Origin of the sequence: Marivirga sp. (assembly GCF_035704835.1) — a bacterium.
Lineage (GTDB): Bacteria > Bacteroidota > Bacteroidia > Cytophagales > Cyclobacteriaceae > Marivirga.
Genome location: NZ_DASSWQ010000022.1, coordinates 1 through 12,718, shown reverse-complemented (window position 1 = coordinate 12,718; position 12,718 = coordinate 1). Strand labels below are relative to the sequence as shown.

General features: G+C 34.9%; 8 protein-coding genes. 6 read left to right on the top strand and 2 right to left on the bottom strand.

What is annotated here, in order from left to right; genetic code table 11:
* Positions 1 to 6 precede the first annotated feature (6 nt).
* Complete coding sequence (locus tag VFM92_RS03440) at positions 7 to 1,227, bottom strand: S-adenosylmethionine:tRNA ribosyltransferase-isomerase (RefSeq protein WP_325120796.1); 1,221 nt, start codon at positions 1,225 to 1,227, stop codon at positions 7 to 9.
* A 258-nt stretch (positions 1,228 to 1,485) separates the two neighbouring features.
* Here VFM92_RS03440 and VFM92_RS03435 point away from each other — a divergent pair, with 258 nt between their 5' ends.
* The 3 genes from VFM92_RS03435 to VFM92_RS03425 all read left to right on the top strand — a co-directional run bounded on the left by VFM92_RS03435 (position 1,486) and on the right by VFM92_RS03425 (position 3,240).
* Complete coding sequence (locus VFM92_RS03435; RefSeq protein ID WP_325120795.1) at positions 1,486 to 2,559, top strand: o-succinylbenzoate synthase; 1,074 nt, start codon at positions 1,486 to 1,488, stop codon at positions 2,557 to 2,559.
* A gap of 100 nt (positions 2,560 to 2,659) precedes the next feature.
* Positions 2,660 to 2,920, top strand: coding sequence for a hypothetical protein (locus tag VFM92_RS03430; protein ID WP_325120794.1), 261 nt, complete (start codon positions 2,660 to 2,662; stop codon positions 2,918 to 2,920).
* Entirely contained in the window at positions 2,893 to 3,240 is a 348-nt protein-coding gene (locus VFM92_RS03425) for a hypothetical protein (protein WP_325120793.1), read from the top strand. Before VFM92_RS03430 ends, VFM92_RS03425 begins: the two co-directional genes overlap by 28 nt.
* A gap of 31 nt (positions 3,241 to 3,271) precedes the next feature.
* On the opposite strand, the gene VFM92_RS03420 is transcribed toward VFM92_RS03425, so the two are convergent.
* A complete protein-coding gene (locus VFM92_RS03420; protein WP_325120792.1) occupies positions 3,272 to 3,733 on the bottom strand; it encodes a DinB family protein in 462 nt (153 codons plus the stop codon).
* Between the two features lie 108 nt (positions 3,734 to 3,841).
* Here VFM92_RS03420 and VFM92_RS03415 point away from each other — a divergent pair, with 108 nt between their 5' ends.
* The 3 genes from VFM92_RS03415 to VFM92_RS03405 all read left to right on the top strand — a co-directional run bounded on the left by VFM92_RS03415 (position 3,842) and on the right by VFM92_RS03405 (position 12,381).
* On the top strand, positions 3,842 to 5,866 hold the full coding sequence (locus VFM92_RS03415; RefSeq protein WP_325120791.1) for an NADPH-dependent 2,4-dienoyl-CoA reductase: 2,025 nt from the start codon (positions 3,842 to 3,844) through the stop codon (positions 5,864 to 5,866).
* Between the two features lie 512 nt (positions 5,867 to 6,378).
* Positions 6,379 to 12,138 (top strand): T9SS type A sorting domain-containing protein, encoded by a 5,760-nt coding sequence (locus VFM92_RS03410; RefSeq protein ID WP_325120790.1) that lies wholly within the window; start codon positions 6,379 to 6,381, stop codon positions 12,136 to 12,138.
* A 39-nt stretch (positions 12,139 to 12,177) separates the two neighbouring features.
* Positions 12,178 to 12,381, top strand: a complete 204-nt coding sequence (locus VFM92_RS03405) for a hypothetical protein (protein WP_325120789.1) — start codon at positions 12,178 to 12,180, stop codon at positions 12,379 to 12,381.
* Positions 12,382 to 12,718 lie beyond the last annotated feature (337 nt).

The following is a 12,718-nucleotide window of genomic DNA, read 5'->3' as shown; positions in this document are numbered from 1 at the left end:
AATGAATTATGGTAATAATAAGGAAGAATCTCCATAAGAGAGAAATCTATATCCTTTTTTTAAAGCCTCATCATAAACTTTTTGCCAATCTTCACCAATAAATGCTGCAATCAATAGAATTAAGGTTGATTCTGGTTGGTGGAAATTGGTAATCAAACCATTGACTACCTGGAACATATAGCCAGGGAAAATAAAGATTTCAGTATCTCCATGTAAACTGTCTAAATTTTCTGATTCCATATATTCTTGAATTGCATAAAAACTTTCTTTTCTACTAGGTAGATTTTCAAATCCTTTTTCATAAGGATAAAGCTTTTTAATATGAAACGTATCAGCTTCTTTATTTATTAACTGCACCCCAAACCAATAGGCACTTTCCAAACTTCTAACAGAAGTAGTACCTACAGTAATGATTTCACTGTCACTCTTTGCTAAAAATTCAATTGTGGATTTTTCAATTTGAATTTGTTCACAATGCATATTATGTTCTAATACATTATTTGCCTTAATAGGCTGGAAAGTTCCTGCCCCAACGTGCAAAGTGAGTTCATGAATGGGGTGGGATTGTTGAATATCCTTTAAAATAGCATCAGTAAAATGTAGACCTGCCGTAGGAGCTGCAACAGCTCCTTCATTTTTGGAATAAACCGTTTGATAGCGTGGCTTATCTTCTTCTGTAGCTGAGCGATTCAGGTAGGGTGGTAGCGGAGTGCTGCCCATTAATTCTACTATTTCCACAAAAGGAACTGCTTCATTATCCCATTCAAATTGAATATGATTTTGTTCATAATCTGAATAAGTGGCGGTTACTTTAATTTTACCATACTCCGTTTCAAAAAATCGTTCCAGATGATCTTGTGATTTCCATCTTTTACGATTGCCCACCATGCAATGCCAAATGCATTTATTTTTAACCAACATTGCTTGAGCTACTTCTGGGGTTGGATCAGTCGGAGAAAGCAAAAATATCTCAATATTAGCCCCGCTTTGTTTTAGAAAATGAATTCGAGCAGGAATTACCTTGGTGTTATTGAAAATCAGGCTGCTTTTTTTGGGTAAAAATGATTTTATATCATAAAAATGCTGGTGTTGAATAGCTCCTTTTTGATAGACCAATAATTGTGATTGGTCCCGTTCCGATAAGGGAAATTTGGCAATTCGTTCTTCAGAAAGCTCGTACTGATATTTTTTTAAGTCGATTTGAGAAGCTTTTTCTAATAAATTCATATTCACCATTAGGTTTCAACCCAAAGATAGTTGGCATATTTTTTAAAATCAGTTAAAATGACAGAGAAAAGCTTTCTAAATTAGCATTACTCAGTTTTTAAGGTAAGAGATAACAATATATATCTTTGCGAAAACTTTGCGTTTTGGAGCCTTTGCGAGATCTTTTTTGCGTTAAAGACGCCTGCGAACTATTTTGTTTTTATAGCAATCAAAAAGAAGATGCCTTTCCGGCATGAGGAAATAATGTAAATTTGTTAAATGAAAATAACCACAGCCACCATCCAACACCACACCCTCCAATTCAAATTCGAAGCAGGAACCTCCCGCGGCACTCTAAAGGAAAAAGATACCTGGTATTTGAAGTTGTTTTCAGAAAATAAATTAATGGGAATTGGAGAGGCGGGACCCTTGAAAGGATTAAGTGTGGAGCCTTTAGATAAAATGGAGTCTGAATTAGAAAAAGTTTGTGAGCAATTGATGGGTTTGGAAATCCCCCAATTTCGAGAAGATGCATTTGAAATCGCTGAAGACATTTCTCCTGATGGTTTTCCATCAATTCGTTTTGCAGTTGAAACTGCTTTATTGGATGCAATGCATGGTGGAAAGAAGCAGATTTTTGATACACCTTTTTATAAGGGAGAAGAAAGAATTCCTATCAACGGATTAATTTGGATGGGCAGTGAAGAATTTATGCAACAGCAAATTCAGGAAAAGTTGGATGCAGGTTTCAATTGCATTAAAATGAAAATAGGAGCAATTGATTTTGAAACTGAATGGGCACTTTTAAAATCAATCCGCGACAAACATGATAAAAATGAAATCACTTTAAGAGTGGATGCCAATGGAGCTTTTGATCCAAATGAAGCAATGAATAAATTGGCTCAATTAGCAGGGTTAGATTTACATTCCATAGAACAACCCATAAAAGCAGGTCAAATACAGGAGATGACAAAATTGTGTGCTTCAACACCTTTGCCGATTGCCTTAGATGAGGAGCTGATAGGAGTGAATGCTTATGAGGATAAAGTAAATCTATTAAAGCAAATCCAACCGCAATATATTATTCTAAAGCCCAGTTTAATTGGTGGAATACAATCTACTTTGCATTGGATTAAAATAGCCGAATCATTGAATATTAGCTGGTGGATGACCAGTATGCTCGAATCCAATATCGGCTTGAATGCCATTTGCCAATTGGCTTCCTATTTAAATGTAAAAATGCCTCAAGGCTTGGGGACAGGGCAATTATATCACAACAATATTGCCTCCCCCATCAGTATAGCGAATGGCGAGACTTTTTATGATCTTAAAAAGGACTGGGGGGAATTGTGATTTATTAATTTAAATGGATGGTTAAACTAATTTATTTAAGACTTGGTTTAAAATGCAATATCTAATTTTATGTTTAATGAAATTTAATTAATTTAATGAAATGAAGACAAATATTGTTAAAAATACAATTCATGAACTAATTGACAGGATAGAGGATGAAGAACTCTTAGAAATTTATATGAGACTATTACAAAAAGAAGTTTCACATACTGAATCTTCTGATTTTTTTCAAAACACTGAACAACAATTAATAAATAGAGCAAAAGCGTCAATTGAATCTATTGAAAAAGGCAGAACTATAAATATTTCAGATTTCAAAACAGAAATTGAAAATTGGAAAAAGAACAGAAGTACACAGTAGAAATTACCCCTGAAGCAAAGTTTTATTATTTTGAATTATTGGAATATCTCTATAAAACACATAGTCCTGAAAAAGCGGATTTGAAATCCAATGAAATAATGAATTTAGTATACACTTTGGATAAGAATCCATTTAGAGGAAGAATTGAATCAAAGCTAGACTTTCTTGAAATAAAACATCGTTTTATTTTGTGCAAAATCACCAATAGAAAGGAAGTAAAAATCATCTACACTATTAATGAAAATCAAAAAAAAATAATCGTCACTGATTTCTTTGGAACTGAAATGGATGATAAAAAAATTGAAAAAAGAAGTTATTAATTCTTCCTGAAAATCTCTTTAATCTTTATAGTTAATACCCCAAAGCTTTCTTTATAGCCATCACATACCCCAAATGCAAACTTTCATGGATATTGTTAAACTGCAAGGCATCATTGAAACTATTTAAAGTAATTCCAAAGCTGGTCTCATACTTTTCATAATCACCAAATCTCATTTCCCTAATGTCATAACTCAGCTGCTCATCAGCGATTTTTCCCAATTCAAATATAGTTTCTAATTCAATTTTGGGATTTACTTCATCTGATGGAAAAGTACCTTTTCTATATTTTTTGATAAAATCTGTTGGAAGCGTAAAATCCAAACCTGACATTCCATAAATCAAAACATTCTGCGTGGCCACAACATGCCCAATATTCCATAAAATATTGTTGTTAAAACCTGCCGGGATTATCTTTAAATCAGCTTCATTTACTTTTTCTATTGCCTTTTCGAAGTTCTTTCTGATTGCTTTATGATTCGTGATGACTTGCATATTCTTTCAATTTTGTGACGAAAATACAGAGAAAATCACGATATTTTAATCCTTTTAGAAAAGATTATATAAATTGCTTATTGTTCTGCATGCATACTAAATTTATTTATGGCACATTCAACTTATCCGCACTTATTTGAACCTTTAGACTTAGGTTTTACTCAATTGAAAAATAGAGTTTTAATGGGCTCTATGCACACCGGGCTAGAAGAAGCTAAAGGTGGTTTTGAGAAAATGGCTGTTTTTTATTCCGATAGAGCCAGGGGTGGAGCTGGATTGATTGTGACTGGTGGAGTTTCTCCCAACTGGCAAGGATGGTTAAAACCTTTCTCCATCCGGATGACCAAAAAAAGCCATGCAAAGAAGCATAAAATCGTCACTGATGCAGTTCATGAAGCGGGTGGAAAAATATGTATGCAAATACTTCATGCTGGCCGATATGGATATCATCCATTTAGTTTGGCACCTTCAGCCATAAAGGCTCCAATAAATGCTTTTAAACCTTTCAAGATGTCTGGTAGAAGGATAAAATCTACCATTAAGGATTATGCAAAATCAGCTCAATTGGCTAAAGAAGCGGGTTATGATGGAGTAGAAATCATGGGTTCTGAAGGATATTTGATCAATCAATTTATAGTTAAACATACCAACAAAAGAACTGACGAATGGGGTGGAAGTTATGAAAATAGAATAAGACTTCCGATTGAAATAGTAAAAGCTGTTCGAGAAGCTGTAGGAAAAGATTTCATTATCATTTTCCGTTTGTCTATGCTTGATTTGATTCCAGAGGGAAGTTCTTGGGAAGAAGTGGTGAAATTAGCCAAGGAATTAGAAAAAGAAGGAGTAAACATCATCAACACAGGAATTGGTTGGCATGAGGCAAGAGTACCTACTATCGTTACCAGTGTGCCTCGTGCGGCATTTACTTGGGTGACGAAAAGAATGAAAAAGGAAGTCAAAATTCCTTTAATTACTACTAACAGAATCAATATGCCGCAAACGGCTGAGGAAGTTTTATCTTCAGGTCAGGCTGATATGGTTTCCATGGCACGTCCATTCTTGGCAGACCCAGAAATCATCAATAAATCAGAACAAGGTAGGGAAGATGAAATCAATACTTGCATTGCGTGTAATCAAGCTTGTCTAGACCATGTATTTAAAAATATAACCAGTAGCTGTCTGGTGAACCCTAAAGCTTGTCATGAGACAGAATTGGTAGCCCAACCTCTGAAAAAAGCGAAAAATATTGCCGTGGTGGGAGCAGGTCCAGCAGGATTGGCATTTAGCACAGAAGCAGCTAAAAGGGGCCATCAAGTCACTTTATTTGATGCGGCCAAAGAAATTGGTGGTCAGTTTAATATGGCAAAGCAAATACCTGGGAAAGAGGAATTCTATGAAACGTTGCGGTATTTCAAAAAGCAGATTGAATTAACAGGAGTTACTTTGAAATTGAATTCTAAAGTTTCGGTTGAAGATTTGAAGGATTTTGACGAGGTGGTGGTTGCCACAGGCGTTAGCCCACGTGACCCAAAAATCCCTGGACAGGAAAATGAAAAAGTACTTTCTTACATAGATGTTTTGAAAGCACATAAGCCAGTGGGTAAAAAAGTAGCCATAATAGGAGCTGGAGGAATTGGTTTTGATGTTGCGGAATATTTGACTCATCCTGAGGAAGAAAATCATGACGATTTGCAAGCTTTTTTCAAAGAATGGGGAGTGGATATGGATTTCGAGGAGAGGGGAGGAATAGAAGGTAAACCGATTAAAATTGAACCTCCAAGAGAGATTACGATGTTACAGCGCTCGGAAGGCAAAATGGGAGCAAAGCTTGGCAAAACCACAGGTTGGGTTCATAGAAATTCTTTGAGAAACCGTCAGGTAAAAATGATAACCAATATTCAATATGATAAAATTGATGATAAAGGTTTATACATCATCAAAGATGGAAAACAAGAATTGCTTGAGGTAGATAATATCGTTTTGTGTGCTGGCCAATTGCCCGAGAAAAGTCTTTTTAATGAATTGACTGACAGAGGAATTAAAACACATTTAATTGGCGGAGCTTTTGAAGCGGCAGAGTTAGATGCTAAAAAAGCTATCAAACAAGCAACGGAACTAGCATTGGAGATTTGAGAAAGATTTAAGGTTCAAGAATCAAGATCAAAGACTTCTGAAAATCAATTAATGAAGTTAAATGAAATGATATTAGAAATTGAAAATGTTTTTAATAAATCTATTGGCAATTTTTTCTATTGTAGCACTTTCGTAATAAAAGTAAACAAAATTAAGTTTCAAATAATCGAGTCAAATAAATAAATGTTAAATCTGTAGACTTTTTTTAGGACGAGTCAGAGTCACTCGCCAACATGCCAACCCGCAAACCTAATCACGCGCCAATTTGATAACTTGCCAACTTGACAATCTGTCAACTTATTTGAACCATTCCAACCCTTTGTCAGTTACCTACGTCTTTCAGGCGATTTACATTAAGATAATACCATTATTTAAGTGTTTTTCGATAAAATGTAAGATTTTGTAGTTGGTTGCTTACCATTTAAATAAATATATTTGTATTTTTGAAAATTAAAATAATGGATACTGTAAGGTAAACAGATGATTACCAAAGTATTTAATGATTATTGTATATGAAGAAATTTTTACTTTCGATAATATTTTTTGCTGGGGTTGTTCTAAATAGTTATTCAGCATTATACAAAGCTGTTAGTGATGGGGATTGGAATAATTTAGGTATTTGGGAGGTTTACATTGGGCCAGGGGCTCCTACAGATCCAGCTGCTTGGGTTGCTGCATCAAGTACGCCAGGGGCTTCAGACCAAGCTTTTACGAACGGGTTTAGGATTAATGTGACAGAGCCTACTTCAATAGGTGTTTTATCGGTTGAAAATAATGTTTCTGATGCGATAACATGCGTTCCTGCGATTGATGAATTTTTTGGTACAGAAACACCTTCACCGTTGACTATTAAAAATTATTTGAGATCAGTTTCTAGTTTTGCTGGCAGTGTACCAACTGCATCAATCATAAATACTAATGCAAATACGATATTGATTTTCGATGGAACTACGAGTGCAGGTACCACGGGGATAATAAGAAATTGGAATTCAAGTGCCGCCTTATCCAATATTGAAATTGATGCTTCTGGTACATTAATCATCAATCAAAATGTTGCGATTTCAGGTAATTTAATTGTCAGAAATGGTACACTAGAAATATCTTCTGGAAGGCAAATTACAGATAATAATGGAACTTCGATATTAACTATTAATTCAGGTGCTACATTAATTAATAGAGGTACTATTACAGGAAATGGCACACCAACCTCTTATTTTGATGAGATAAATGTTAACGGAACATTTACGGCTTTTAACTATAGTAACTTCACAACAGTTAATGCAGGGTCAACTGGAACAATAGATGTAAATTTTGTAGGTGCTAATCAGACGCAAGGATGGTGGTATCAGACATCTGCACCAACATTTTTTAATTTAGATAATAACTCAACTGTTAATTATGCGGCAAATACAACTCAAAACTTTTTTGCACTTTCTTCAGGCGGAGGTTATGGTATTCTTAATTTAAGTGCTTCTAGTGCAGTTGATAAAAACTTAACTGGAGCTGGACAACTTTTTGTTAAAAATCAATTGAATATCTCTGGTGCATCAAATTTGACATCTTCAAACGGAAACCCCATTATATTACAGGGTAATTTATCGAATAATGGGACCTGGAATACAACTCAACCAGTATATTTCACAGGTAGTAATAATCAAGTTATAAATGGCTCATCACCAATTACATTTGGTCAAGAAGTAAGAATTGATAAATCAGGTGGTATTGTTACATTACAATTGGTTAATCAAAATATTAATGCGAATTTAAGAATATTAAATGGTACTTTCAGACCTTTAGCACAAACTGTAACATTAAATGGCAATATCATTAACGATGGTACAATCGAAGCTACCCAAAATGGTGCTGGTGGTTTCATTTTTACAGGTAATACAGAAATATCTAGCCCAGCTGGAACGGGAGTAACCCAATTTAGAAATGTAACCATAAACAGCGGAGCTTCTTTAGCTCAGGAGATAGGCGGAGAATTTGAAGTAACTACCAATTTTACCAATAATGGTACCTTCAATCATAATGATGGATTAGTTAGATTTAGACAATCAGGAACTAAAAACATAGCCGGAACTTCAAAAACTTCTTTTTATGATTTATCGGTAGAAGGTGGTACTGTAAATATTGATGGTTCAGTGGATTTAGAAAATGTAATGACTTTTGCCGGCAGTCCAACTATTGATTTTGATGGTGGAGGAAGTGGAGTTTTTACTTTAAAATCAGTTGCAGGTAGAGATGCCGCTATTGGAAATGTAGGAACTGCAAGCTTTAGCGGCAACTTGAACGTTGAAAGATATTTAAATAGAGAAGATATCACCGATGAAGGTTTTCATATTATGAGTTTTCCCGTTGTTGGTGCAACCGTAGCAGATATTCAAGCTGATATACCTGTAAATGGAAATTTCACTAATGCAAGTGGTTATACTGATGGTACTTTTAGTGCAACGAATCCGTCTATTTATAGATATATTGAAACTTTGGGAGGTGGAATAAGAGATAGATACTCACCATGGCCGACTACAGATAATTCAGCAGCTTTTAATGTTGGAGAGGGGTATCATGTTTTTACTTATGATGGGTTTTTACCGGTTTCCGTAATTGGAAATGGTACCTTATTTAAAGGTGACTTTTCTATGCCTCTTTCATATACAGGCTCAGAACCTGATGCAGGTTGGCATGCTATTTCAAATCCTTATCCAGCTCCAACAGACTGGACACAATGGGGCAAAACAAACGTGAATGGTGGCACTGCTCATTTATATGATCCTGAAACAGGTAATTACATACCATTAGATGGTGTTGGTCAAGATCTTATCCCTCAAGGGCAAGGCTTTTTTGTTAAAGTAAATGCTAGTGGATCTGTTTCAGCAACTGAAGCAACAAAAGTAACGGGTAGTACACCAATTTTTTATAGAAATGCTAATAGTCCATTACCTAGGTTTGAGATTATCCTGAGAAAGGATTCTATTGAAGATGTTGCTATTGTTAGTTTTAATGAAAATGCTACTGATAATTATGAATCAGCTTATGATGCAGATAGATTATTAAATGTTAGGGAAACACTTTCAACTTTAACAAAAGATGGAAAAGCGGTAAAAGTCAATAGATTAGCTAATTTCGGGGGTTCAGAGAATTGTTCTCGTTCATTCTTTTTGAATTTGGAACAGATGGTTACAGGTCGAGATTATGAACTCGATTTTAGAGATTTGGAGAATATTTCTTCTCAATCATTTACATTGATTGACCATTATTTGGGTAATGAAGTGAACGTTTCGACTAATTCTCCATATGTTTTTAATGTTACGACTGAAACAGCTTCTAAAGGTTCTACAAGATTTGAATTAATCCTTAGTAATAAAGTACCTGAAAATATTTCAGTCTTTGCAGAAGATGTATGTCCCAACGATGCATCAATTTTAAATATTGAAAGAAGTCAGGATTTTGTAGACTATTTAGTATTTAAAAATAATGAATTAATAAGCTCCATTAAAGGAAATGGTACTACTCTTGATATTGAAATTGATAACTCCTTTATCACAGATTCTGCATCAAATGATTTTGTAATTAAAGCTTTTGTTAATGGATGTGACACAGTTCAAGTAGGAAGTGCAACTGTCCAAGTTTTGGAGACCTTAAGCCTTAATAATGAGGTGATTGGTTCGAAAATATGTAAGGTAGAAAATGAAGCGTTTTTTAGTGTAGCTACACAAGTTAATGCATCTTATTTTATATTAGATGGGCAAGATACAATTGGTACATTTCAAGGAAATGGAAACTTATATGAAGGTTTCATTAATTCAACTGAACTGGTGGATGGAATAAATGAATTTGTTATTGCTGTAGACAAAGAAGGATGCCAAAGTGGTACTTTAAATCAGAAATTACAAATAGAAGTCGATAATCCAACTATAGACCAAACGATTGCTTTCAGCACCATGAATTCATGTTATAAAACTCCATCTACTGTAAGTTTCACTGGTCAGGCTGGTGTTCAGTATGAAATTTATAAAGGAACTTCATTGGTTGCTAGCACTACTGGAGATGGAACAGAACAAGTGGTAGAAATTCCTGCAGGTAATTTATCCTTAGGAACAAATGATTTCAGAGTAATTGCCAAATATGGAGAATGTGCTGAATTAGAATTTGCTGAGCCAGTTCAAATCTTAGTGGAGGAAAATATCAATCCTAACCTAAGTTTGGTGACAGAGAACATTTGCGGAAACAATAATACTTCCGTTATAGTGGAAAATGCTCAGGCAGGAAAGATATACACTTTAAAAACAGCTGAAAATAATATCAGCACTTTAACGGCTACAGAAAGTGGAACTTTAACATTTAATCTAAACTCAAATCAATTAATAAATGGATTAAATGAATTTGATATTCAAATTGAAGGTGAATATTGTGGTGTTGTGAATTCTACTAACAAGGCACAAATCACGGTTTATGAACCTATCAATACGAGTTTAAACTATGCAGTCAACAGCAGTTGTAGTGTGGCAGAGGTATCAGTAGGGATTCAAAATGCGCAAGCAGCTAAAACCTATTATTTATATAGTGGGGAAACTTTAGTTCAAACAGTAGTAGCAGCAGAAGCAGGAAATATTGTTTTCGAAAATGCCAATGATTTCTTGACTATTGGTCAAAATGAATTTAGAGTTGAAATTGAAGGAGAAGGTTGCGGAATTGAAATTGCTCCTCAAACCATGAAAGTTAGCTTATTTGAGGAAATCAACGCTCAGCTAGAATTGACTTCAACTGATGTGTGTTACGGAGAGAATGTTGTGATTGAAATTGCGAATCCTCAGATTGATAAAACCTACAGCTTAAAGAATGCTGATGGGGTGATAACTTCAAAAGTAGCAGCAAGTACAGATGCATTAAGTTTCACGATTTCTTCTGAACAATTTGCGTTAGGCACTCAAGATATTGCGGTAGAGATTTCGGATGCTAATTGTGGAACGGTCGTGGCTAATTCCACTTCATTCACCTTGTACGAGCCAGTAAACAATGATTTAATCTATTTGGCAGCGAATACTTGTAATGTTTCTGAAGCGGTAGTGGGTATTCAAAATGCGCAGCAAGGCAAAACCTATAAACTTTATAAAAATCAGGTTTTGGTAGAAATTGCTCAAGCAAATCTGGATGGAGAGCTTGTCTTCCAGCAAGCTAGTGATAATCTGGAAATTGGACTCAATGAATTTAATGTCGAAATAGAGGGAGAATCATGCGGCATACAAACTGCTCTTGCACCTATTCAGTTAGAGTTATTTGAATCAATCAATACAGATTTGAATGTGATGGCAACAAATATTTGTAAAGGGGAAGATCAATATATTGAGATTTCAAATCCTCAGGTAAATAAGACTTACCGTTTGATTTCTGCCTCAGGAATGGAATTGGGTTCTAAGGTTTCTGGAAGTGAATCACCTTTATCTTTTGTATTGCCTGCAGACCAATTTGAATTTGGTTATCAAGAACTTCAGATTGAGATTGCGGATGATAATTGTGGAACATTGTCTGCAAACTCAGCCGTAACTTTTGAGGTATTTGAATCTGCAATCATCAATTCTATTGAGAATCAAAACATATGCGTTAGTGGATCTGCTACTATAGATTTATCCGCTAATGTACCGATGGCTAGTTATCAATTATTTATAGGAGATGAATTAGTGTTAGATGAAAATACGACTGTCTTAAATCTTTCACCAGCAGAATCTACTACCTATACCTTAACTGGAATATCTGCTAGCGGATGTGCTGTTAATTCTCTTAATTTCACAGTAGAAGTAACAGATTTGGCTACACCTGGTATATTGGTTTCTGCAAATGTGCTGGAAAGCTCAGTTGAAGGAGATAGTTATCAGTGGTATTTGGATGGTGTAGTGTTGGAAGGAGAGACTGGCAAAGTGTTAGTAGCACAACTATCTGGAGATTATACAGTTGAAGTAGGAAAGGCTAACTGTACCAAAGTAAGTGACGCTTACACCTTTAGTGAGGAAGTACTGAATGCAAATAAAGCTTTGGCAAATGCCCTGAATTTATATCCAAACCCTGTAGTGGATAAGTTGACGGTTGATATGGAAAATATCGATGAAGTGGAAGTTTCGATTTATACAGTTTCTGGTCGATTTATGGACAGAATAGAGTTGGATAAAAAGAGTGGAAACACCATCGATATGTCAAAATTCGGAAAAGGAGTTTATTTACTTCAATTGAATTCAGGAAAAGGAAGTGTTACGAAAAGAATAATAAAGCAATAGTATAGCGAAGCCACTGCTTAAATGAACTGGGATTAGGAAATGAAAAAAATTATAAAATCAACTTTAATATTTAGTATATTATTTTTTGGAATTTTAAGCTTAAATGCTCAACCGGGACCACCCACAAATCCAACTGACCCTACGCCAGGTGATAATCCTGTTCCCATTACAGGGATTGAATATTTGATTGCAGCAGGTGCGGCATTTGGAGCTAAAAAGATATATGACAAAAAGAAAAAATAGGGTTGTTAACTACCTGTATTTTTAACATTATTGACCAAACCCGCAAGGTTTTCAAAATCTTGCGGGTTTTTTCTTTCCCAAAATATTCATTATTTATTTTGCAATCCCACCAAAACTCATACTTTTGAAGTAATATTTTAACCAAAACTTTACATTATTACTCCCCATTCAACAAAATATTTCCCAAGGATTATCTTGATATGGCTATTGCTGTTCGCTGAATTATCTGTTTTTGCACAAAATGCAGCTAATCCTGTGCAGGTAACCTCTAACCTGGTGCAGCCTTATAGTCTGTATTTATCAGATTATGGCGATGCTTCTCTTAACAAATGGAACA

Bases quoted from the DNA above. Each gene is read 5' to 3' on its own strand.
- VFM92_RS03440 (WP_325120796.1), bottom strand. From the start codon at position 1,227: ATGAATTTATTAGAAAAAGCTTCTCAAATCGACTTAAAAAAATATCAG.
- VFM92_RS03435 (WP_325120795.1), top strand. From the start codon at position 1,486: ATGAAAATAACCACAGCCACCATCCAACACCACACCCTCCAATTCAAA.
- VFM92_RS03430 (WP_325120794.1), top strand. From the start codon at position 2,660: ATGAAGACAAATATTGTTAAAAATACAATTCATGAACTAATTGACAGG.
- VFM92_RS03420 (WP_325120792.1), bottom strand. From the start codon at position 3,733: ATGCAAGTCATCACGAATCATAAAGCAATCAGAAAGAACTTCGAAAAG.
- VFM92_RS03415 (WP_325120791.1), top strand. From the start codon at position 3,842: ATGGCACATTCAACTTATCCGCACTTATTTGAACCTTTAGACTTAGGT.
- VFM92_RS03410 (WP_325120790.1), top strand. From the start codon at position 6,379: ATGAAGAAATTTTTACTTTCGATAATATTTTTTGCTGGGGTTGTTCTA.
- VFM92_RS03405 (WP_325120789.1), top strand. From the start codon at position 12,178: ATGAAAAAAATTATAAAATCAACTTTAATATTTAGTATATTATTTTTT.